The organism is Klebsiella sp. JN_Kp122 (assembly GCF_040062085.1).
Classification (GTDB): Bacteria; Pseudomonadota; Gammaproteobacteria; order Enterobacterales; family Enterobacteriaceae; genus Klebsiella; species Klebsiella aerogenes.
In genome coordinates, this window is the sequence record NZ_JBEAHW010000020.1 from 103,645 (window position 1) to 125,326 (window position 21,682).

At 55.0% G+C, this 21,682-nt stretch carries 25 protein-coding genes, 1 other RNA gene and 1 pseudogene; 16 read left to right on the top strand and 11 right to left on the bottom strand.

Annotation, left to right across the window (positions count from 1 at the left end; translation table 11 throughout):
- Positions 1–89: 89 nt before the first annotated feature.
- From ABLU78_RS09140 to amtB, 5 genes are all read left to right on the top strand, one after another.
- Positions 90–548: an Lrp/AsnC family transcriptional regulator gene (locus ABLU78_RS09140; protein ID WP_015367940.1), complete on the top strand. Its 459-nt coding sequence runs from the start codon at positions 90–92 to the stop codon at positions 546–548.
- A 43-nt stretch (positions 549–591) separates the two neighbouring features.
- Positions 592–2,361 carry a SmdA family multidrug ABC transporter permease/ATP-binding protein gene (locus ABLU78_RS09145; RefSeq protein WP_048228442.1) on the top strand — a complete coding sequence of 590 codons (1,770 nt, stop codon included), beginning with the start codon at positions 592–594 and terminating at the stop codon, positions 2,359–2,361.
- Positions 2,354–4,132 carry a SmdB family multidrug efflux ABC transporter permease/ATP-binding protein gene (locus ABLU78_RS09150; protein ID WP_048228445.1) on the top strand — a complete coding sequence of 593 codons (1,779 nt, stop codon included), beginning with the start codon at positions 2,354–2,356 and terminating at the stop codon, positions 4,130–4,132. The genes ABLU78_RS09145 and ABLU78_RS09150 overlap by 8 nt, the downstream gene beginning before the upstream one ends.
- Positions 4,133–4,373: 241 nt before the next feature.
- Positions 4,374–4,712 carry a P-II family nitrogen regulator gene (gene glnK, locus ABLU78_RS09155; RefSeq protein ID WP_015367937.1) on the top strand — a complete coding sequence of 113 codons (339 nt, stop codon included), beginning with the start codon at positions 4,374–4,376 and terminating at the stop codon, positions 4,710–4,712.
- Between the two features lie 32 nt (positions 4,713–4,744).
- Complete coding sequence (gene amtB / locus ABLU78_RS09160; protein WP_020079462.1) at positions 4,745–6,034, top strand: ammonium transporter AmtB; 1,290 nt, start codon at positions 4,745–4,747, stop codon at positions 6,032–6,034.
- Positions 6,035–6,099: 65 nt separating this feature from the next.
- On the opposite strand, the gene ABLU78_RS09165 is transcribed toward amtB, so the two are convergent.
- Positions 6,100–7,587 carry a UbiD family decarboxylase gene (locus ABLU78_RS09165; RefSeq protein WP_015367935.1) on the bottom strand — a complete coding sequence of 496 codons (1,488 nt, stop codon included), beginning with the start codon at positions 7,585–7,587 and terminating at the stop codon, positions 6,100–6,102.
- 119 nt (positions 7,588–7,706) lie between these two features.
- Here ABLU78_RS09165 and ABLU78_RS09170 point away from each other — a divergent pair, with 119 nt between their 5' ends.
- Positions 7,707–8,597 carry a LysR substrate-binding domain-containing protein gene (locus tag ABLU78_RS09170; protein WP_015704602.1) on the top strand — a complete coding sequence of 297 codons (891 nt, stop codon included), beginning with the start codon at positions 7,707–7,709 and terminating at the stop codon, positions 8,595–8,597.
- A 32-nt stretch (positions 8,598–8,629) separates the two neighbouring features.
- Here ABLU78_RS09170 and tesB read toward each other — a convergent pair whose 3' ends face one another.
- Positions 8,630–9,493 (bottom strand): acyl-CoA thioesterase II, encoded by an 864-nt coding sequence (tesB, locus tag ABLU78_RS09175; RefSeq protein ID WP_015367933.1) that lies wholly within the window; start codon positions 9,491–9,493, stop codon positions 8,630–8,632.
- 220 nt (positions 9,494–9,713) lie between these two features.
- On the opposite strand from tesB, the gene ABLU78_RS09180 reads away from it, so the two are divergent.
- On the top strand, positions 9,714–10,226 hold the full coding sequence (locus ABLU78_RS09180) for a YbaY family lipoprotein (RefSeq protein ID WP_015367932.1): 513 nt from the start codon (positions 9,714–9,716) through the stop codon (positions 10,224–10,226).
- A gap of 38 nt (positions 10,227–10,264) precedes the next feature.
- Here ABLU78_RS09180 and ABLU78_RS09185 read toward each other — a convergent pair whose 3' ends face one another.
- Together ABLU78_RS09185 and ABLU78_RS09190 are read right to left on the bottom strand one after the other, a co-directional pair.
- Complete coding sequence (locus ABLU78_RS09185) at positions 10,265–10,582, bottom strand: MGMT family protein (RefSeq protein WP_285812764.1); 318 nt, start codon at positions 10,580–10,582, stop codon at positions 10,265–10,267.
- Positions 10,583–10,639: 57 nt separating this feature from the next.
- Entirely contained in the window at positions 10,640–11,038 is a 399-nt protein-coding gene (locus ABLU78_RS09190) for a hypothetical protein (protein ID WP_032707556.1), read from the bottom strand.
- 254 nt (positions 11,039–11,292) lie between these two features.
- On the opposite strand from ABLU78_RS09190, the gene ffs reads away from it, so the two are divergent.
- The 3 genes from ffs (at position 11,293) to ABLU78_RS09205 (ending at position 12,172) form a co-directional block, all read left to right on the top strand.
- Positions 11,293–11,389: signal recognition particle sRNA small type (gene ffs, locus ABLU78_RS09195), an RNA gene on the top strand.
- A gap of 313 nt (positions 11,390–11,702) precedes the next feature.
- Positions 11,703–11,960, top strand: coding sequence for a hypothetical protein (locus tag ABLU78_RS09200; RefSeq protein ID WP_047056060.1), 258 nt, complete (start codon positions 11,703–11,705; stop codon positions 11,958–11,960).
- A complete protein-coding gene (locus ABLU78_RS09205) occupies positions 11,957–12,172 on the top strand; it encodes a hypothetical protein (RefSeq protein ID WP_015367928.1) in 216 nt (71 codons plus the stop codon). Before ABLU78_RS09200 ends, ABLU78_RS09205 begins: the two co-directional genes overlap by 4 nt.
- 132 nt (positions 12,173–12,304) lie before the next feature.
- Here ABLU78_RS09205 and ABLU78_RS09210 read toward each other — a convergent pair whose 3' ends face one another.
- Positions 12,305–13,732 (bottom strand): PLP-dependent aminotransferase family protein, encoded by a 1,428-nt coding sequence (locus tag ABLU78_RS09210; RefSeq protein WP_048228448.1) that lies wholly within the window; start codon positions 13,730–13,732, stop codon positions 12,305–12,307.
- An 87-nt stretch (positions 13,733–13,819) separates the two neighbouring features.
- Here ABLU78_RS09210 and ABLU78_RS09215 point away from each other — a divergent pair, with 87 nt between their 5' ends.
- Both ABLU78_RS09215 and ABLU78_RS09220 read left to right on the top strand, forming a co-directional pair.
- Positions 13,820–14,434 carry a membrane protein gene (locus ABLU78_RS09215; protein ID WP_015367926.1) on the top strand — a complete coding sequence of 205 codons (615 nt, stop codon included), beginning with the start codon at positions 13,820–13,822 and terminating at the stop codon, positions 14,432–14,434.
- Positions 14,435–14,522: 88 nt separating this feature from the next.
- Positions 14,523–14,876, top strand: coding sequence for a DUF1428 family protein (locus ABLU78_RS09220; protein WP_015367925.1), 354 nt, complete (start codon positions 14,523–14,525; stop codon positions 14,874–14,876).
- A 41-nt stretch (positions 14,877–14,917) separates the two neighbouring features.
- Here the strand turns inward: ABLU78_RS09220 and ABLU78_RS09225 are convergent, their stop codons facing one another.
- Complete coding sequence (locus ABLU78_RS09225; RefSeq protein WP_048228449.1) at positions 14,918–16,477, bottom strand: EAL domain-containing protein; 1,560 nt, start codon at positions 16,475–16,477, stop codon at positions 14,918–14,920.
- A gap of 218 nt (positions 16,478–16,695) precedes the next feature.
- On the opposite strand from ABLU78_RS09225, the gene ABLU78_RS09230 reads away from it, so the two are divergent.
- The gene (locus ABLU78_RS09230) at positions 16,696–16,956 is read left to right on the top strand and encodes a type B 50S ribosomal protein L31 (protein WP_015367923.1); all 261 of its coding nucleotides are present in this window, start codon (positions 16,696–16,698) and stop codon (positions 16,954–16,956) included.
- A 2-nt stretch (positions 16,957–16,958) separates the two neighbouring features.
- Positions 16,959–17,099 (top strand): type B 50S ribosomal protein L36, encoded by a 141-nt coding sequence (gene ykgO, locus ABLU78_RS09235; protein WP_003859006.1) that lies wholly within the window; start codon positions 16,959–16,961, stop codon positions 17,097–17,099.
- On the opposite strand, the gene ABLU78_RS09240 is transcribed toward ykgO, so the two are convergent.
- Positions 17,096–17,806: a GNAT family protein gene (locus ABLU78_RS09240; protein ID WP_015704607.1), complete on the bottom strand. Its 711-nt coding sequence runs from the start codon at positions 17,804–17,806 to the stop codon at positions 17,096–17,098. The genes ykgO and ABLU78_RS09240 overlap by 4 nt on opposite strands.
- A 102-nt stretch (positions 17,807–17,908) precedes the next feature.
- Between ABLU78_RS09240 and ABLU78_RS09245 the strand changes: the two genes are divergently transcribed.
- Positions 17,909–19,363: a PLP-dependent aminotransferase family protein gene (locus ABLU78_RS09245; protein WP_020079453.1), complete on the top strand. Its 1,455-nt coding sequence runs from the start codon at positions 17,909–17,911 to the stop codon at positions 19,361–19,363.
- Here ABLU78_RS09245 and ABLU78_RS09250 read toward each other — a convergent pair.
- Positions 19,338–19,802, bottom strand: a complete 465-nt coding sequence (locus ABLU78_RS09250; protein WP_015367920.1) for a YlaC family protein — start codon at positions 19,800–19,802, stop codon at positions 19,338–19,340. The genes ABLU78_RS09245 and ABLU78_RS09250 overlap by 26 nt on opposite strands.
- 46 nt (positions 19,803–19,848) lie before the next feature.
- Between ABLU78_RS09250 and ABLU78_RS09255 the strand changes: the two are divergent.
- Positions 19,849–19,953 (top strand): annotated as a pseudogene (locus tag ABLU78_RS09255) (hypothetical protein); the annotation flags it as partial.
- Here the strand turns inward: ABLU78_RS09255 and maa are convergent.
- From maa to tomB, 3 genes are all read right to left on the bottom strand, one after another.
- Positions 19,928–20,491, bottom strand: coding sequence for a maltose O-acetyltransferase (gene maa / locus ABLU78_RS09260; protein ID WP_045361854.1), 564 nt, complete (start codon positions 20,489–20,491; stop codon positions 19,928–19,930). The pseudogene ABLU78_RS09255 and the gene maa overlap by 26 nt on opposite strands.
- 131 nt (positions 20,492–20,622) lie before the next feature.
- Positions 20,623–20,841, bottom strand: coding sequence for an HHA domain-containing protein (locus ABLU78_RS09265; protein WP_015367918.1), 219 nt, complete (start codon positions 20,839–20,841; stop codon positions 20,623–20,625).
- Positions 20,842–20,867: 26 nt separating this feature from the next.
- Entirely contained in the window at positions 20,868–21,242 is a 375-nt protein-coding gene (gene tomB / locus ABLU78_RS09270; protein ID WP_015367917.1) for an Hha toxicity modulator TomB, read from the bottom strand.
- Between the last annotated feature and the right edge of the window lie 440 nt (positions 21,243–21,682).

Consider the following 21,682-nt stretch of genomic DNA (forward strand, 5'->3'; position numbering starts at 1 on the left):
CCCAGCTTAGCGGATTGTGCGGGAAAAATTGTTGCTATTTGGCCTTTCAATTACAATTACGGGAGTAAATTATTCTCTCTGGTGGCCTTATGCTAGATAAAATTGACCGTAAGCTGCTCTCATTGCTGCAAACTGACTGCACCCTCTCTTTGCAGGCGCTGGCGGATGCCGTTAATCTGACCACCACGCCCTGCTGGAAACGGCTCAAGCGCCTTGAGGACGAAGGTATCCTGCGCGAGCGCGTGGCCATTCTGGATGCGGAAAAGCTGGGGCTCGGTCTAACCGCCTTCGTTTTGATAAAAACCCAGCATCACAGCAGCGACTGGTACTGCCGCTTTGTTAGCGAAGTGTCGCAAATGGCGGAAGTGCTGGGTTTCTGGCGTATGGCTGGCGAGTACGATTACCTGCTACGGGTGCAGGTCGCGGATATGAAGCGCTATGACGACTTTTATAAACGTCTGGTGAACAGCGTGCCGGGGCTGTCGGATGTCACTTCGAGTTTTGCCATGGAACAGATAAAATACACCACGGCCTTGCCTATTGATTAACGGCTTTTTGCCGCCACGAATTATACATTCAGGATTTTACCGTTTGCGATTATTTGCTCAACTTAGCTGGTACTTTCGCCGGGAGTGGCGCCGCTATCTCGGCGCCGTCGCTCTGCTTGCCGTTATTGCCGTACTCCAGCTAATCCCGCCGAAAGTAGTGGGGATTGTGGTCGATGGCGTGACTAAAGAACATTACACCGCAGAGCAGGTGTGGATGTGGATCGGCGCGCTGGTGGTTATCGCAGTGATGATTTATCTGCTGCGCTATGTCTGGCGCGTGCTGCTCTTCGGCGCCTCTTATCAACTGGCCGTTGAACTGCGTGAAGACTTCTACCGTCAGCTCAGCCGCCAGCATCCGGCCTTCTATCTACGTCACCGTACCGGCGATCTTATTGCCCGCGCGACCAACGATGTTGACCGGGTTGTCTTCGCCGCCGGCGAGGGCGTCCTGACGCTGGTGGATTCATTGGTGATGGGCTGTGCGGTACTGATTGTGATGTCGACGCAAATCAGCTGGCAGTTAACGCTGCTGGCGCTGGTGCCGATGCCGTTTATGGCGCTGGCGATCAAGCGTAATGGCGATGCCCTGCATGAGCGTTTCCGCGTGGCGCAGGCGGCTTTTTCCAGCCTCAACGATCGCACACAGGAAAGCCTGACCAGCATACGGATGATTAAAGCGTTCGGCCTTGAGGATCGCCAGTCGGCGCAGTTTGCCGCCGATGCGGCGGATACCGGGGCGAAGAACATGCGGGTTGCGCGTATCGATGCCCGCTTCGACCCGACAATTTATATTGCCATTGGCGCCGCTAACCTGCTGGCAATCGGCGGCGGCAGCTGGCTGGTGTTGCAGGGCGAGCTGACCCTTGGTCAGTTAACCAGTTTTGTCATGTATCTCGGCCTGATGATTTGGCCAATGCTGGCGCTGGCGTGGATGTTTAACATCGTTGAGCGCGGTAGCGCCGCCTATGGACGTATTCGTTCGATGCTGGAAGAAGCGCCGGTGGTCAACGATGGTAGCGAAACGGTGCCGGAGGGGCGCGGGGCACTTAACGTGGCGGTGCGCGAATTTATCTATCCGCAGGCGACGAAACCGTCGCTGGAGAAGGTTAACTTCACCCTGCAGCCGGGGCAAATGCTCGGTATCTGCGGCCCGACGGGAGCCGGGAAAAGTACCATTCTTTCCCTTATTCAGCGCCATTTTGATGTTACCGAGGGTGAGATCCGTTTCCATGATATTCCGCTGTCTCGCCTGCAGCTTGATAGCTGGCGAGGGCGACTGGCGGTGGTCAATCAAACCCCATTCCTGTTTTCCGATACCGTAGCGAATAACATTGCGTTGGGTAAACCGGACGCGAGCCGGGAGCAAATCGAGCGCGTCGCGCGGCTGGCCAGCGTGCATGATGATATTCTGCGCCTGCCGCAGGGCTATGAAACGGAAGTCGGCGAGCGCGGGGTGATGCTCTCCGGCGGTCAGAAACAACGAATTTCCATTGCCCGCGCTCTGCTGCTGGAGGCGGAAATCCTGATCCTCGATGACGCGCTGTCGGCGGTTGATGGACGAACGGAGCATGATATTTTGCATAACCTGCGCCAGTGGGGGGAGGGGCGGACGGTGATCATCAGCGCCCATCGCCTCTCAGCATTAACCGAAGCCAGTGAAATTTTGGTTTTGCAACACGGCCATATCGCGCAGCGCGGCCGCCACGAGCAGCTTGTCGTCCAGGCGGGATGGTATCGCGATATGTATCGCTATCAGCAACTGGAAGCGGCGCTTGACGATGCGCCGCAGGATGAGGAGGCGGTTGATGCGTAATTTCGCTCATCTCTGGCCGACCCTTAAACGTCTGCTGGCCTACGGTTCGCCGTGGCGTAAGCCGCTTATCATTGCGGTTATCATGATGTGGATAGCGGCGGCGGCGGAAGTCAGCGGCCCGCTGCTGATAAGCTATTTCATTGATAACATGGTGGCGAAACAGTCGCTACCGGTGAAGCTGGTCAGCGGCCTGGCGGCGGCCTATATCTTCCTGCAGATCCTTGCCGCTACGCTGCACTATAACCAGGCGCTGCTGTTTAACCGGGCGGCGGTCGGCGTGGTGCAGCAGTTGCGCAGCGATGTGATGGACGCCGCGCTGCGTCAGCCGTTAAGCGAGTTTGATACGCAACCTGTCGGCCAGTTGATATCACGCGTTACCAACGATACCGAAGTGATTCGTGACCTGTACGTGACAGTCGTGGCGACGGTGCTGCGTAGCGCGGCGCTGATTGGCGCGATGCTGGTGGCGATGTTTAGTCTCGACTGGCGAATGGCGCTGGTGGCGGTGGCTATCTTCCCGGCGGTGCTGATCGTGATGGCTATCTATCAGCGTTACAGCACGCCGATCGTGCGTCGCATGCGCGCCTGGCTTGCCGATATCAATGATGGCTTCAACGAAGTCATCAACGGCATGGGTGTTATTCAGCAATTCCGCCAGCAGGTGCGATTCGGCGAGCGAATGCGTGAAGCCAGCTATGGCCACTATCTGGCGCGTATGCAGACGCTGCGTCTGGATGGTTTCCTGCTGCGCCCGCTGTTAAGCCTGTTTTCATCGCTGATCCTTTGCGGCCTGCTGATGCTGTTTGGCTTTAGCGCTTCCGGAAGTATCGAAGTCGGCGTGTTATATGCCTTTATTAGCTACCTCGGGCGGCTTAATGAACCGCTGATCGAACTTACCACCCAGCAGTCGATGCTGCAGCAAGCGGTGGTGGCGGGCGAGCGCGTGTTTGAGCTAATGGATCGCCCACGCCAGAGCTGGGGTAACGATAACGCGCCGTTACGCAGCGGCGCGGTGGCGATTGATAACGTCTCTTTTGCCTATCGCGACGATCGGCTGGTGCTGCAGGATATCAATCTGGATATTCCTTCGCGCGGTTTTGTGGCGCTGGTTGGCCATACCGGTAGCGGCAAGAGCACGCTGGCCAGCCTGATGATGGGCTACTATCCGTTGACTAAAGGCGAAATTCGTCTTGATGGCCGCCCGCTGTCGTCGTTAAGCCACAGCGCTTTACGTCGGGGCGTCGCGATGGTGCAACAGGATCCGGTGGTATTAGCCGATACCTTCTATGCCAACGTGACGCTGGGCCGCGATATCAGCGAGCAGCAGGTCTGGGAAGCGCTGGAGGCGGTGCAACTCGCTGACCTTGCCCGTGAAATGAGCGACGGGATTTATACCCAACTGGGTGAGCAGGGCAACAACCTGTCGGTGGGCCAGAAACAGCTGCTGGCGCTGGCTCGCGTGCTGGTGGAAACGCCACAGGTGCTGATCCTCGATGAAGCGACAGCGAATATCGACTCCGGTACCGAGCAGGCTATCCAGCAGGCGCTGGCGAAAGTGCGCGAGCACACCACGCTGGTAGTCATCGCCCACCGTCTGTCAACCATCGTCGAAGCGGATACGATCCTGGTGCTGCATCGTGGCCAGGCCGTCGAGCGTGGGAACCATCAGCAATTGCTGGCGGCGAAGGGCCGCTACTGGCAGATGTACCAGCTACAGCTGGCTGGCGAAGAGCTAGCCGCCAGCGTTGAGGAGGAGTCGCTGAGCGCCTGATGCACCATCAGCAGGCATTGGTGCAGGGGTGACGTGAAGTGGTGCAACTTGCTCACTAAGGGCGCACCGTATTGGTGCATTTTTGCGCATTAGCGGTCATTTGCCGTCTCGCCAGTAACATCCTCGCGTTTTTTTCTCCATAAACGGGCCGATTCACGGCCCGTTTTCATTTTTGGCATATCCCTTGCTTTATCTCCTGTGTTAGCTGCGGCCACTATCAAATACTGACTGGAGGGGATTTATGAAGCTGGTTACCGTGGTAATCAAACCATTCAAACTGGAAGACGTTCGCGAAGCGTTGTCCTCCATCGGCATTCAGGGCCTGACGGTCACGGAAGTGAAAGGCTTCGGCCGCCAGAAAGGCCATGCCGAGCTCTATCGCGGCGCCGAATACAGCGTCAATTTCCTGCCAAAAGTAAAAATTGATATTGCGATTGCCGACGATCAGCTGGATGAGGTTGTCGAGGTGATAGGCAAGGCCGCCTGGACCGGAAAAATTGGCGACGGCAAAATTTTTGTCGCCGAACTGCAGCGCGTGATTCGTATTCGTACCGGCGAATCCGACGAAGCGGCACTGTAATTGCCTGACCACACAGCGATGGGGATGAAGAGATGATGAGAACGACGATGAAAACGGCTCTGGGAGCGCTGGCGCTGCTTCCGGGACTGGCGCTGGCGGCCGAACCGGCGGTGGCGGATAAAGCCGACAACGCCTTTATGATGATTTGCACCGCGCTGGTGCTGTTTATGACAATCCCCGGCATTGCGTTGTTCTACGGCGGCCTGATTCGCGGTAAAAACGTGCTCTCAATGCTGACTCAGGTCATTGTGACTTTTGGCCTGGTTTGCGTGCTGTGGGTTATCTATGGCTATACGCTTGCCTTCGGTAGCGGCGGTAGCTTCTTCGGCAGCTTCGACTGGGTGATGCTGAAGAATATTGAACTGAAAGCGTTGATGGGCTCGTTCTATCAATATATCCACGTCGCTTTCCAGGGCTCTTTCGCCTGTATCACCGTGGGCCTGATCGTCGGTGCGCTGGCGGAACGTATTCGTTTCTCCGCGGTACTGATTTTTGTGGTGGTTTGGCTCACGCTCTCCTACGTGCCGATTGCGCATATGGTGTGGGGCGGCGGCCTGCTGGCGACCCATGGTGCGCTGGACTTCGCCGGCGGTACCGTCGTACACATCAACGCTGCGGTAGCGGGGCTGGTGGGCGCGTATATGATGGGCAAACGTGTGGGCTTTGGTAAAGAAGCGTTTAAACCGCATAACCTGCCGATGGTCTTCACCGGTACGGCGATTCTGTATGTCGGCTGGTTCGGCTTTAACGCTGGTTCCGCAAGCGCGGCCAACGAAATTGCCGCCCTGGCCTTCGTAAATACCGTCGTGGCGACCGCTGGCGCGATTCTGGCCTGGACCTTCGGCGAATGGGCCACCCGCGGCAAACCCTCGCTGCTGGGCGCCTGCTCCGGCGCGATTGCCGGTCTGGTCGGCATTACTCCGGCGTGCGGTTATGTTGGCGTTGGCGGTTCGCTGATTATCGGCATCATCGCCGGATTAGCCGGGCTGTGGGGCGTCACGGTGCTGAAGCGCTGGCTGCGCGTCGATGACCCATGCGATGTGTTTGGCGTTCACGGCGTGTGCGGCATCATCGGTTGTATCCTGACTGGCATCTTCGCTTCCACTACCCTTGGCGGCGTCGGCTATGCGGAAGGCGTCACGATGGGGCATCAGTTGCTGGTACAGCTGGAAAGTATCGGCATTACCGTGGTCTGGTCCGCCGTCGTCGCCTGGATCGGCTTCAAAGTGGCGGCGATGACCGTCGGCCTGCGGGTTCCGGAAGAGCAGGAGCGCGAAGGGCTGGACGTCAACAGCCACGGCGAAAACGCCTACAACGCCTGATATATTGTGCAATCTCCATAAGCGTCAAAGCCTCCCGCATGGGAGGCTTTTTCTTTGCGTGGAATTTATTTCTTACTGAAGCCAGGAATAAAGCGGTCAACATCCACTTCCATAAACTGGCTGCGCTGGAAGTGGGCTTTCATATTCCACGGGACGGTGCAGTCGAAAATGGTTTTGCAGGCAATACCGCTATCGCGAATCGATGGGCTGAAGGCCGGGTCGGATGATGGATCCAGCGGATGGCAACGTACGCCGGGAATAAACACGGTGCTGACATCGCCCTGATAGCGGGTGGTCATCGCCCACATGACGTCGTTGATGTCGAAAACGTCGACGTCTTCATCGACCAGCATTACGTGCTTTAGCTCCGAGAAGGCGGAAAACGCCAGTAGCGCGGCCTGACGCTGACGGCCCTCATCGCTGGGGGTGCGTTTCTTCACCTGCAGCACGGCGAGATATTTACCGGTGCCTGGCGAAGGACAGTGGACGTTTTGCACAAAGCCTGGAAGCGCGCGCTCTACCATTTGCAGAATGCTGGCTTCGGTCGGGATCCCGGCAAGATTGGTATGTTCATCGCTCGGCCCGATACAGGTTTGCAGAATCGGGTGACGGCGGTGGGTAATTGCTTTGACTTTGATCACCGGCACTTCCGCCTGAGCGCTACCGGTGTAGCCGGGGAACTCCGGCATGGCTTTCCCGCTGTTGGTATTCTGATCTTCGCGTACCCGCACGCCCGGCAGCAGTTCACCTTCAATAACGATTTCGGCGTTGGCGATGGCGCGGGCGTTGACGCTCACGCATTCGCTGAGCTCGACGGCCTGATTACGTAGAGCGCCGGCGATGGAGAGTTCATCAAACCCGAGAGGGGTGGTCGGCGGCTCAAAGCAGGCGCCAATTTCAATCGCCGGATCCACGCCGATGCTAATCGAGATAGGCAACGCTTTCCCGGCCGCCTCGGCTTTTTGCCGGAAAGTATCGAGATGACGTCCCGGTACGAAATACATCGAGATTTCGTCTTTGCTCTGTACGCACAGGCGGTGGATGGTGACATCATGATCGCCGGTTTCCGGATCCGCGGCATAGCACATGCCGAGGGTAAAGTAGGGACCCGCGTCTTCCGGGGTGTTAGTCGGCGCAGGCAAAATTTTGAGAATATCGAAATCAGGATCGCTTGCCAGATGTACCACCTCCTGGCAGGCCGCCTGGTCGCGCGGGATGGTGATTGGCGCGATAGGATTCGCCACGGAGTCTTTGAGCATAAACGCCAGGTTTTCCGGCGTGGTGCCAAACAGGCGGGCGACGCGCTGGCGTGAACACAGCAGGCCAATAAGCACTCTGACATCATCGTAGCCTTTGACCTTATTAAAGATCATCGCCGGGCCAACGCGGGTCGGGCGCTGAACGGTGCCGTGGGCGCCGACATAGCGGTACACACCGGAGAGCTCGGCGATGGGGTCAACGGGTTCGTCGGTGTAGATCAGTTCATCATCGTACTGGCTTAATACCGCCAAAGCAGAACGCAGATCGGTTACTTTCATTTGTGGTTCAGACATCGTACTTCCTTCAGGTTTCTGGCAATGGCTATTCATTCTCACCAGATACCGATAAGAGTCCAATCACATTTCCCCTTATTTTAATAAGAGATTATTATCAGTGTTTTCGGGAGGGCGTGATGGATTATCGACAGCTACAGGCATTTACGGTTCTGGCGGAAGAGTTGCACTTTGGTCGGGCGGCGCAGCGTCTGCATATCACGCAACCGGCGCTGACGCAGCAGATTAAAAGTTTTGAGAACGCGCTGGAATTGCGGCTATTTACCCGCGATCGACGCAACGTCGCGCTGACCGCCGAAGGGCAATTTTTGCTGGCCGAGGCGCGGATGATCCTCGGCCACTGCGATAAATTTCGCGAGAATGCGCGCAGTTTGCGGCAGGGGCGCAAAGGGCAGTTGAAAATTGGCTACGTTGGCTCGGCTATTTTCGACCCGGCGTTGAGCGTGTTAATAGGAAATTATCGTCAACGTAAACCCGAAGCCGATCTGCTGATTGAAGAGCATAACGTTAACGACCTGATAACCGGGCTATTAAGCGAAACGGTCGACCTGGCGTTTATTCGCTCGCCAGGGGCGCAATATGATGAACTGGAGTCGCTGGATATTGCGACCCGGCCGCTGGTGGCGGTGGTACCTCGCCATCATCCGCTCGCCAGCCGGCGCGCTATTCCACTCGCGGCGCTGGCGGAAGAGACGTTTTTTATTCAGCAAGATCCGTGCGGCGTCGGACTGGGTTGGTCAGCCATCAGCGCCTGTCGGCAGGCGGGTTTTACGCCCCGTAAGATTCAGTACTCGCGTGATGTCTCCACGGCGATAGGCCAGGTATCGATGGGAATGGGCGTGACGTTGGTGCCCGAGACGCAAAGCGCCATGCTGGTGTCGGAGGTCAGCTATTGCCTGCTGGAAGAGACCTTTGCCGTGACGACGCTTACGCTGTGCTGGCGGCGGGAGAGTCGCAACGGGCTATTGGGTGATTTTATTGCCGGTGCGCGCGAACTGCTTGGCCGTTAAAGGCAAGCGGGCCCATGCGGGCCCGTCGCGAATTAGTTATTGCGGTTACGCATGACGCCTTCCTGCACCGTCGAGGCGACCAGAATACCGTCCTGGGTATAGAATTCGCCGCGAACAAAACCACGGGCGCTGGAGGCGGAAGTGCTTTCGACGCTGTATAGCAGCCATTCGTTGATGTTAAACGGGCGGTGGAACCACATTGAGTGGTCGATGGTGGCAACCTGCATACCCGGCTCAAGGAAGCCGACGCCGTGCGGCTGTAGCGCTACCGGCAGGAAATTAAAATCAGATGCGTAGCCCAGCAGCGACTGGTGGACGCGAATATCATCCGGCACTACGCCGTTGGCGCGGATCCACACCTGGCGGGTGGGTTCGGCAACGTGGCCTTTCAGCGGGTTATGGAACTCCACCGGGCGAATTTCCAGCGGTTTATCGCTGAGGAACTTCTCTTTCGCCTGCGGCGGCAGCAGATGCGCCAGTTTACGGGCGATATCGGTTTCAGAGGGCAGGCCTTCCGGTGACGGGGCTGCCGGCATTGCTTTTTGATGTTCGTAGCCCGGTTCCGGGGCCTGGAATGAGGCGGTCATGTAAAAGATGGGTTTACCGTGCTGGATGGCCGCCACCCGGCGAGCGCTGAAGCTATTGCCGTCGCGCAGCACTTCAACATCGTAAACGATGGGTTTTTGGCTATCGCCGGGACGCAGGAAGTAACTATGAAAGGAGTGAATCAGGCGTTCCTCAGGCACGGTTTCTTTGGCGGCATACAGCGCCTGACCGACCACCTGGCCGCCGAAGACCTGACGTAAGCCGAGGTCTTCGCTCTGCCCGCGAAACAGCCCTTCTTCAATTTTTTCCAGATTTAATAATGCCAGCAGATTGGTTAGAGCCTGACTCATAGTTACCCTCAATTAATGATAGCGGCGCTGACGCAGCGCGTATTGTGGGCAAGTATAACCTGGAATCTCAAGTGGTCCGATGGGTGTAATAATCTGAATAAATGCCCCTTTCCGGGAATTATTCTGAGATCTGTGCCACACTTATTCACGATACTAATGTCTTAGCCATCGTGATGGCAGGACGTACTCCTGTGACTAAAGGGATGAAAAGGAGAACATAATGAAATTTGCCTATATGTTAAGTGCTATCGCCGTTGCTGCGGCCTTATCCGCCTGTGCGAATAACCCGAACAGCAACGCCGCTCATCAGACGACGGCACCCGATCCTTACGGCATTGCCTCACTGAGCTCCTCGCAGCAACAGCCTAATGTTTCCGGGACTATCAATATTCGCCAACGCGTAGCGTTACCGCCGGATGCGGTACTGACCGTGACGTTGTCCGATGCGTCGCTTGCCGATGCGCCAGCGCGTGTATTGTCGCAAAAAGCGGTCCGTACTGAAGGTAAGCAGGCGCCGTTCAACTTTGTGCTGCCTTACAACCAGGCGGATATCAAACCGAACGCGCGGATCCTGCTGAGTTCGGCGATTACCGTAAATGGCCAGCTGATGTTTATCACCGATACCGTGCAGACCGTGGTAACCCAGGGCGGTAATCGCGCCGATCTGGTGCTGGTGCCGGTGCAGCATGCGCCAGTGCCGGTGGCTAATGATATGGCGCCGATGGCGCAATAAACGTCTCCATGCCCCTGTTCAGGGGCATTTTTTTGCCCTTAATAAACCCAGCGATAGTGTTGCAGGTCGATATGACCGCTGCCGGATACCTGGACGCCTTCCGCCAGCAGCGCCTGACGCTGGCGCTGTAGGTCAGGGCCGGTCAGCGAAATATCGCCGTGGCGATTCACCACCCGGTGCCATGGCAGCGTTGAGCCTTCCGGTAGGCGCTTTAACACGCCGCCCACCTGACGCGCCGCGCGCGGCGACCCCGCCAGCAGAGCGACATCGCCGTAGGTGGTGACATACCCTTCCGGAATTGAGGCGACTATCTGCCAGACCCGCTGGGGAAAGCTGTCGTGGGCGTCCTCCATCATCACTCCTTCACGCGAGAAAAGCTCAGAATAAGCGCTTGCCCCCATACTGTACAGCCGTCAAAGGACGGTGAATTCCAGCGCCAGCCCGAGGATCTGCATACCATGAATATTGTCATGCGGGCTGTTGGCAATCAGGCTTTCAAGAAACTTCAGCCGCTGCGATTGCGCATTGATAATCAGTTTGCCGCGCAGCGTCGGGTATTTGAGCGATGAAATGGGATAAACCACCCGGCCTTTAACCTCAACGGGCAGCTTACGCAGCTCGACGTGTTGCAATACGCCCACCGTGGAAAAGAGCAGGGCAACGGGGGTCACCGATAACAACGGCGCGGGACTGACGCTGACGAAATCCAGCAGCAGCTCGGGGCGTAGAAAATTCATGCCGTGAAAGGGTACGGTTACGCCATCAATGGCGGGCATGGGCAAGGTAGTGGTGGAGCGTGGTGATTGAGTCATGCGATTACCGTAGCGACAACACGTTGAAAAGACACAGGACGAATAAGTATGGCGGGTTGCGGTAAACTGTGCCGCGATGGGGCTCGCAATCTCTCTCATTGCTGGGACGTTCGGCCGGACAAAGGCACTATTTGCCGGGAAAACCTACGTTTTGCATAATAAACCAGCAGCTGGACGCGAGTGGCTTGCAATTCAGGAGTGCTATAGGGATAATGCGCCAGCGCGTTGGTTATCAACGCTCTCAATGGGGGCTCTGTTGGTTCTCCCGCAACGCTACTCTGTTTACCAGGTCAGGTCCGGAAGGAAGCAGCCAGAGCAGACGACGTGTGTGCCGGGATGTAGCTGGCAGGGCCCCCACCCATTTCTGGCGGTCCTGATTTAAAATCCCTTCATTTGTTGTGCTTTTATTCTCTGCTACTATTATAGGCAGCTTCACTTTATTTATTGTTTTACGTTACTAAAACGACTCTTTTTTATACCTTAATTTTGTATTGTCATAAATATGAAATAATAATGACATACTAATGTCATTTTCATGTCATATATAATGGGCAAATTATTCCCTGGAATTACCAGATATTATTAAGGATAAATAATATCTCTGGATCAAGATGTTAACTTCGTGTATTAATTATGATGATTTTATTGCACGGGAAGCGTGATCATGACCACAGTAGTTCTGAATGTGAAAATTGACGCAGAGTTAAAAGATAAACTGCGTCATTATGCGGAAGTGAATAACGAGAATTTAGGCACGGCAACGGAAAAGCTGCTGCAATTGGCGCTGGCGGCCATTGATTCAGCAGACGAGGCGGGGGTTTTGCATGAGGATATTGATAACCAGCATACCGAAGAGGAAGCGTCGCCGTTAACCCCTAAAGAAATCAAAGCATTACGTAAACTTCTGAAGAAGAAAAGATGAAACAACAATTCTCTACAGCCAGCAGTTACAGTGAAGCCTGTGATCTGCTTCGTTCCGGGTACGTTAAGCACGTGCGCCTGAACTGGAATATCGGTAGTGATGAGTTTTTTCGCATTGCTTCCGACTGGTGTGAAACCGGCGCAAAAATTAAAAAAGATGACGATGGCTTTATTATTTCGCTAAAAGGTTTTCCTATTCCGCGCCAGCATTAATGAAATGACTACGCGGTTGTCATCGTAATGACATGCGACGTGGGCAAGATGGTACTGCAATTTTATAAAACATCTCATATTCATCATGGATGGTGGTTTTTGACGGGCTGATCCCAGCCCGTCGATATTTTATTATATTATTTTACGTGTTCTCGCCATTTCTTTCTGTTGCGTAAGGGTCTGCCACAGCGGTTGTAAAATGCTGAAGGCGTTGCGCAATTCCGTATCCGGCAGGGTGAAAGGCAAACGTAAATAACGGTCGAAGGCACCTTCCAGACCGAATCGTGTACCGGTACCGATATGAATGCCGGCGTTCTCAGCGCGCACCGAAAACTGCGTTGCCAACATCTTCGGCAGCTCCACCCAAAACGATAGCCCGCCCTCGGGGACGCAAAAGCGCCAGCGGGGAAAATATTCCGCCATCAACGCAGCGCACATATCACGACGCGCGGCCAGCATTGCCCGCCGCGGCGGCAACAGTGTTTGTTCGTTCTCCAGTAGCCAACAACAAGCCAGCTGTTCCAGCAGCGGCGAACCGAGATCGAGTGTATCCCGCGCCTGGATGAGCGAGGCAATCGTCCGCGCCGGGGCGCGGATCCAGCCAATTCGCAGTCCTCCCCAGAACGTTTTACCCGCTGAACCAATAGTGATTATCGGTGCTTCAGGGTTGAAAGCCGCCAGCGGCGGAGGCGGTGGGGCGTTGTACCATAAATCGACCATCGTTTCGTCGGCGACCAGCGTCGTTCGCGTGCTGGCGGCCAGATCGGCGACGCGCTGCCGGGTCTCGCTATCCATGCAGCGACCGGTGGGATTATGAAAATCCGGCATCATAAAGGCCAGCCGCGGCGAAGTTTGGGCAATGGTCGCCGCCAGGCCGTCGCAGTCCCAGCCCTTTTCCGGTAAAGAGACGCCTATCGGTCGGCAGGAGGCGCCGCGAATAGCGTTAATCGCCATCGGGTAAGAGGGCGCGTCAACTACCACCCGATCGCCTGGCCCGGTTAACAGACGCAGTACCAGGGCAAATCCGCTCAGCGCGCCATTCACAATCATCACTTCATCCGCCTGTGTCGGCAGGCCGCGTTCGCTATAGCGGCGGGCAATGATTGCGCGCAAATCGACTAACCCCTGCTGATCGTAGCCGGTATAGGACAAATACTGCGGCATCAGCGTCAGCGCGTGGCTGTAGGCTTGATGAATCTCCGGTCCGGCGCTGAGGGCGGCGGTGGCGAGATTGACCGATGGCGCTGAAAGCGTCTGCTCTCCGGGGAGCAGAGGGCCGGCAGGTAGCGCAATGCGTGAACCACTTCCCTGGCGACTTTGCAGATAGCCTTCTTCTCGCAATAACCCCAGCGCGCTGGCGATAGTGGTGCGGCTAACATTTAGCGCCGTCGCCAGTTCTCGCTCGCCGGGCAGACGGGTCTCCAGCGCCAGCCGTCCATCGAGGATCAACAGACGCAGCGCTTCCGCCAGCTGCCGCCACAGCGGCGCGCGCGAGGAAGGGGATTGCCAGTTGCCGAGCAGGCGTACCAGCGATTGTGTTCCAAAACGACGTACTGACATAGCGATCCACTTTTAAAAAACTGGCCATTAATTACCAATCCATTTTTGCTGATGATGGGGGTATTCGCAATACATACTGAGGTGTTTATGGTCCGTCGTTTGCTACAACTTTATATTGGTCTGGTTCTCTATGGCGTGTCGACGGCGTTATTCGTCCATGCCAACCTCGGGGCCGATCCGTGGGATGTGTTTCATCTGGGGGTGGCGAAACAACTTAATATCAGTTTCGGTACGGTGATTATTGCGACCGGCGCCGCGGTGCTGCTGCTGTGGATCCCGCTGCGTCAGATGCCGGGTCTCGGCACCATTAGCAATGTCATCGTGCTTGGCCTTGCGGCCGATGCCACACTCGCGGTACTTCCGCCGCTGGAATCGCTGCCCGCGCGTAGTCTGCTACTCGCCGGCGCGGTGGTGATGAATGCGATAGCAACCGGGATGTATATCGGCGCCGGTTTTGGTCCCGGGCCGCGTGATGGCTTGATGACCGGATTGCATGCGCGAACCGGCTGGTCTTTGCGTGGTATCCGTACCGCTATCGAAGTCTCGGTACTGCTGATTGGCTGGCTGCTGGGCGGCAAAGTCGGGGTTGGCACCGTGGTTTACGCCTTTGCTATTGGCCCGCTGATCCAGTTATTTTTACCCTGGTTCCGTCAACCGCGAGCAGTCAGTACGGCGGCGAAAAGCCGGGGGCTGGCGTCCTGAAATCGCCGTTCGCGATAGCAGCGACTAAACTTATCACTCAGACGCCGACGGATATGCCGCCGGCGCTGTTCACTTCGGAGACTCACTCATGAAGTATGTTGATGGTTTTGTCGTTGCCGTCCCTGCGGAAAATAAGGAGGCATACCGCGAACTGGCAGCAAAATCGGCGCCGCTGTTTAAAGAGTTTGGCGCCACGCGCGTCGTGGAGTGTTGGTCGGATGATGTCCCGGAAGGAAAGCTGACGGATTTCCGCATGTCGGTTAAAGCGCAGGCGGATGAGGAAGTGGTTTTCAGTTGGATCGAGTACCCGTCTAAGGAGATCAGGGATGCGGCCAATGCGAAAATGATGAGCGACCCGCGGATCAAAGCGCTTAGCGATAGCTTACCCTTTGATGGCAAGCGCATGATCTTCGGCGGGTTTGCGCCGATTCTTGACGAGTAAATCCGGCGGCGCGACTGGTTGCCAGCGCGCCGCACATGGTATTAATGCGTTTTAATATTATATTCCGCCCACTGAATAAATTCCTCTTTCGGTAGCGCCTTACAGTACAGCCAGCCTTGCGCGTAATTGACGCCATGCGCGCGCAGCCAGTCGCGCTGAGCGGGCGTTTCCACCCCTTCGGCGACAATCGCCAGATTCAGCGCCTTCGCCATCTCAATGATATGCGGCGTCAGCGGCTTATATTCCAGGGTATCGACAAATGACTTGTCGATCTTCAGCGTATCGACATCCAGCGTTTGCAGGTAGCTGAGGCTGGAATAGCCGGTGCCGAAATCATCGATCGAGATCCGGTGTCCCGCCTGGCGATAGCCAATAATCACCGGCAGAGTGGTTTGCGGATCGACAAAGCCGCGTTCGGTAAGCTCAAGGGAGAGCTGTTCCGCATTGATTCCCCAGCGCGCCAGTTGTTCCTTGAGTAGTGTTGGCAACGTAGGCGAGCGCAGGTCATCCACCGACAGATTAATAGAGATGTGCATCTGCGGATGATGGCGCAGCCAGGGGCCGAGGTCGGCAAAGATTTTACGCACGATATCCTCGGTCAACCGGGTGATCAGCCCGGTTTGCTCGGCCAGCGGGATAAAAATATCCGGCGATAAAAAAGTGCCATCCGGCTGCTGCCAGCGGGCCAGCGCTTCGGCGCCGGCGATTTTGCCATCCTCCAGCGAGACGATCGGCTGATAGTAAACCTGGATGGCATCGGATTGCAGCGCATCCAGCATGCCATAACGCGGCGAGCGTAGTCTGCGCAGCAGGCGTAGAAGTAAAAAAGAGGTCAACAGGCTGGTAAAGAGCCCTATCGGCAGCCATAGCAGCAATTGCTGGCGAAGGCGCGCATCCAGTGGCTGCGTGGACGACCAACTGGCGACGCCAAGACCCAGTTCAGGGATGATATGCACGCGATAGACGGTGTCATTCAGCGTTAGCGTCTCGCTATGGAGGTTTTTAATTCGCGTCCAAACCGCGGGATCGAGCGGCTGGCTGCTGATCACCACCTGATCGTGCTCGGTGCCGAATAATATCGTATGGATCTTTTCCTGACCGGTGGCGATGACATCAATAAACGACACCGGGTCGATCATCACAATATGATTTTTGTTGCCAAAGGCGGTCATGCGATGTTGCAGGCCGAGGTCGTTGATTGAGGTAAGCCAGGTGCTGTAACCGTCGGCGGTGACGTGGTCGGGCTGCGGAAACGTCACCGAGACCTGGTGATCCTCAAGCGATGAGCACATCGGCACCGAATTACGCAACCAGAGTACTTCCTGCACATAGCGATGGGTGTAGGCAATACGGCGCATATTCAGCAAATGTTCTGGTGAACAGGCACTGGCGCTGTGCGCATCGGCTTCTTGTAATGCTTCTTTGGCCTGAGCGGCGACTTGTTCTACGCGCATGACAATGCGTTTTGAGTAGTGGTCGAGCTCGCTATAAAACTGCGCCTGCGCCTGGCGCATTGCCAGCCAGATACTTAAGGCGATGGGTAGCACGATGGCGAGAATAAGCACCCCTGTAACCAGACTCATTAAATGGCGAGTCGTCATGGGTATGTCCTTATTTTACGGGGAATTGCTCTGAGTATACGCGAAAGCGACGAAAAGACCCGGGTCGCGAATATTGTGATTCGGGAGAAGGGGGCAAATGATCGCCCTCTGAGCCACCGCGTGGTTCCCGCTGAAACCGTAAATTTCCTGTGGTTGATCTTTGGCGGTCAACGGTGTACTTTTATTGTTATGTTATAACATAAAAATTGAGGTCTACCATGAAAGCTAATATTCATCCGCACTACCGTACCGTCGTTTTTCACGATACGAGCGTAAACGAGTACTTCAAAGTGGGATCCACTATTAAAACCGAGCGTGAGATTGAACTGGATGGCGTAACCTATCCGTATGTCACCTTAGATGTTTCGTCTAAATCCCATCCGTATTACACCGGTAAGCAGAAAACACATGCTACCGAAGGCAGCGCCGCTCGTTTCCGCCAGCGCTTCGGTGGTTTTATTGATGCGAAAAGGAGCTAAACATGCAGGTACTGAACTCATTGCGTAGCGCTAAACAGCGCCACCCGGATTGCCAGATAGTGAAACGCAAAGGGCGGCTGTATGTTATCTGCAAAAGTAACCCGCGCTTTAAGGCGGTGCAGGGACGTAAAAAACGGCGTTAATTCGTTGGTTTGCGAAAGCTTTCCAGCGTGCGGTATTGCTGGCCGTTGGCATCAAAATTACCGGCGGCCAGCCACTGGCGCATTGCGCTATCTATCTGTGGCCACTCGCTATCGATAATGGAAAACCAGTCGGTATCGCGATTGTGGCCTTTTATCACCAGCGCTTGTCGAAAGCGCCCCTCGAACTGGAAACCTAAGCGCAGCGCCGCGCGCCGCGACGGTTCATTCAAGCTATTGCATTTCCACTCATAGCGGCGGTAGCCGAGCGACTCAAAGACATAACGCATCAGCAGCCACTGTGCCTCGGTGGCCATTGCTTTGCGGCTTAGTAGCGGCGAAAAGTGAACATGGCCGACTTCAACGACGCCGTTTTTGCCGTCAATACGCATCAGCGCTAACGATCCGACCGGCTGCCCACTGCGTTCATCAATTACCGCGAAGTGAAGCGGATCGTTTAGCTCGCTGATGCTGGCAATCCAGGCGCTGAACTCGGTAACGCTGTTTTCCGGTTCACGCAAAAGCCACGTCCAGGCGCGGGTATCAGGCGCCTGTCGATAGGCGTTGAACAGCGCTTGCGCGTGTTTGACGTCAAGCGGTTCCAGGCGGCATAACTGTCCTTGCAAGGTCTGGCGCTGCGGCCAGGGGCGTGGCTGCCAGTCAGGTAAAGCGTCGCCAACGAGTTGGTTGAATTGGTTGTATTGCGTCATCGGTCAAGTCCTGTTTGCGGGAAGAGTCCTGAGATTAAACGTCTGCTGGTTCCATAAAAAGGGCCATAGCGGTATCTTTTTAGGGTGCCACGAGGAGCCATGATGAATATTCCGGACGATGCTTTTTTTGCCCTGCTGACGCGCGGGATACAGCAACGGGGAGACGCGACGCTACAGCGCGCGCTCTATCAGGCGCTGCGCGAGGCTATTTTACAAGGCGAGTTACTCAGTCATAGCCGGTTGCCGGGCGCGCGCGTTATTGCGCAGCGTGCTGGCGTATCGCGCAATACCGTAAACAGCGCGCTGGAACAGCTGGCGATAGAGGGATATCTGATCCGCAGTCGTCAGGGGACGTATGTGGCAGCGCTCAATACGCTGGCGGAAAGCGAGCCGGCGCCACCAACGTTTGTTTTGCCTGAGCGCTTGCGCACGCTACCGCTGCCGGGTCGACGGGACTCCCCGGCACTGTTGTTGACTACCGGAATGCCCGCGGTGAACTACTTCCCGCTGGTTATCTGGCGTCGTTTGCTCGATCGGGTACTGCGCGAGGATGGCAGCACGATCCTGGGATACGGGGAGGCGGCCGGTGAACCGGCGCTGCGCGAGGCGATAGCCCGTCATCTGACTTTATCCCGGGGTATACGCTGCACGGCGCGGCAAATTGTGATCACTGAAGGCGCGCTGGAGGGCGTTAACCTTTGCACGCATCTGCTGAGCGTCGCGGGGGATACTGCCTGGGTTGAAGAGCCCGGTTATTTCGGCGCGAAAAGCGTGTTTATTAAAGCCGGGCTACAGCTGAAGGGGATACCTGTTGACGGTGATGGCATGTGTCCTGATAGCGTTAACGAGGTAGCGCCGCGGCTTATCTTTACCTCGCCTTCGCACCAATATCCGAGCGGGGCGGTGATGAGCGCCGGACGTCGTCTGGCATTGCTGGAATATGCCCGCCAGCATGACGCGTGGATTGTGGAAGATGACTATGATAGCGAGTTTCGCTACAGCGGCGAGCCGATTCAGGCGATGCTCGGCATGGTGGCGCAGGCGCCGGTGGTTTACCTTGGTACCTTCAGCAAAACGCTATTTCCTTCATTAAGAATAGGCTTCGCGGTGATGCCGTCGGCGCTGGCCGAGGCGGCTCAGGGAGCGATCGGCGCGCTGCTGCGCGGCGGCCATCGTCTGGAACAGCGTGCGCTGGCGCTGTTCATCGAAGAGGGCCATTATGCGCGCCATCTGGCTTCAATGCGCCGATTATATCGTCGGCGTCAGCAGCAGTTACGCGAGGCTGTGGCAAGCGAATTCACGCTAGCGAATGAGATTTGGGGGGGAGAGGGCGGGCTGCATTTAACGGTTGCCGTCGATGACATTGACGATGTGCAAATTGTCGAGCAGGCGCGTCAGTATCAAATGGCGCCAGCGGCGCTTAGCCGCTTTTATCTTAACCCGCATAAGGCGCGTAGCGGTTTGGTTCTGGGGTATGGCAATACGTCCGCGGCGCATTTCGTACCGGCGCTGCGGACGTTGAACAGGCTAATCAGGCAGCAACGCGGGTCAGGGTGAAAACATCGTAGAAGGAGAGTTCACCTTTGGTCGCGATCATTTTCTGCAGTTGAGCTTTCTGCTCATGGGCGACCTGTGGCGATTGCAGAATGCCGTCAATCAGCTGTTCAGGGACGAAACGGGTGTTATACCATTCACCGTTATAACAGACGCGAAAATCGAGCACATCGATATCTTCATAACGGTAGCGCGGGTAGACGTCAAAGAAGAAAAAGCCGTTCAGCAGAACAAACAGAACGATCAGCAGCCACACGGAATCCACCAACGTCTCAGAGCGCAGCATGACGATGAGAGTGGCCAAAAAGGCGGCGTACATAGCGACAAATAGCCATGGATGGTTGCGAATAAAACTGATACTAAAACGCGGGCGATTATCGCGCTTTTCTTTTTCGTTCAGTTCCTCGATGGTATTGGTTAGCAGGCGCTGTATTTCTGTCATTTTAGTCCCCGAATTCTTCGTAGAGCCCGGTTTTTCAGGCTCTACGGCTCAGTCTGAGGGCTATTTTATGTTGCTGAAGACCGGCGTTAAAGTAACAGATCAGTTACAGAAAAGCATAACAGTTACTATTTTTCGGTTAATAGCAGCTTGATGATTTGGGCAGGATTACCGCCAACTACCGCATTGGCCGGCACGTCTTTCACCACCACTGCGCCGGAGGCAATAACCGCATTGTCGCCAATGGTCACTCCAGGGTTGATGACCGCCCGGCCGCCAATCCATACGTTGTGGCCGATCGTTACCGGTTTACCATACTCGATACCGCTGTTGCGTTCCGTTGGGTCCAGCGGATGGGTCGCGGTATAGATATGAACGCCCGGCGCCAGCATACAGTTATCGCCAATTCGGATCGGGCAAACATCGAGCATCACGCAGTCAAAGTTCGCGTAAAAATTGGCGCCGAGGCTGATGTTATAGCCGTAATCGCAGCGGAAAGTGGGTTCGATATACGCGTCAGTGGGCTTACCAATTAGTTCAGCCAGCAGAGCGGCGCGCGATTCGCGCTCATCCGGTGCTGAGTGGTTGTAGCGGTGCAGCACCTGCCGGGCATGCAGGCGGTCTGCTTTTAGCGTGGCGTCTCCAGCAAGGTAAGGTTCGCCGGCGATCATTTTCCTTTTTTCTTCGCTCATGGTCTTCTCCTGTTTAAAGAAAAAACAGTATAAAGCGAAACCGATTTCATATGCAGCAATACGGGACTCAGGCGTTTAATATCCCGAGTAATCCCTGTTGAGGTGCTGTTGTATTAATGACAGAAAATGAACTAGCGGATAAATTTCCATACTGAAGTTGGGATTTTGTCGTATAGCTTATTCATGGTCAATTCAGCAAGACGATGGTCGGCTGCTGAGTAAAATACCGCCAATTCATTGTCGGAAAGTTCATATTTATTCTTTTCAATTACGCGCTCCAGCGTATCAATTGTCTGACAGCGGCGTAAACGCATCAAATAGTCTGTTTTAGTTAATGGTTTACCAGACATCATTTCACCTTTTGAATGTAATAATTCTAACAAGAAAGACTTGCCGGGTTCTCCCGGCTGGCGTTCACAAAGCATCGGAATAACCGATTGCCGGATTTGCGCCATTTTTGGAGATCGCTTGTGTTTATGCCATAGCTACTGAACAGCATAAAAGTGTCATCCAGGTATTCGTCAAGCTGAGAAATCAGCTTATTATCCTCAGCGTACTTAATTTTATAATTAAGCGCGTAAGTTGCTATGTGCTCGATCAATTCATTTAATTGAAGATTCACCGCCGAGGTGGGATCGTTAACCCAGCCGCGGTTGCTTTCTTCCAGGTTTGCAAGGCAGTCATGATACAACGTTTCGCAGAGAAATCTTAGCTGCGCGATATCATGTCTTTTTGGCGAGTACTCGTCCATAACACATCCCCTTGTAAGTGGTTTAAACGACGACTAACAAACACCGTTGTGGGATGAAGACCAGGCTCAAACATTGTAATCCTGTGATTTAACTATAATCCAGTCTCAAAAACATTTCACCGTGCTATTACGAAAAATTACAATAAATACGGTTAATTTATCTTAAAAAAACAGGACCTATTATACTGATTCCTTTTATGTTTGGCGAAACTGGAAGGTCAGCCTTATATATCATAAGTTTATCTGATTGACGCCTGCCTGCAGCGAGAAGGTTGTCGGGAGATTGTTGGTAATTAAGAATATTCTGAATGAGACCTGATGGCAAAACCGGTAACCGAAATCTTAATAAAAATAGAACAACGTTCATCAATGTATATTATATGTCAGAACGTAAAATAAACAATAACAATGTGTGCGTTTAAATACCCCTAAAGAAAAAG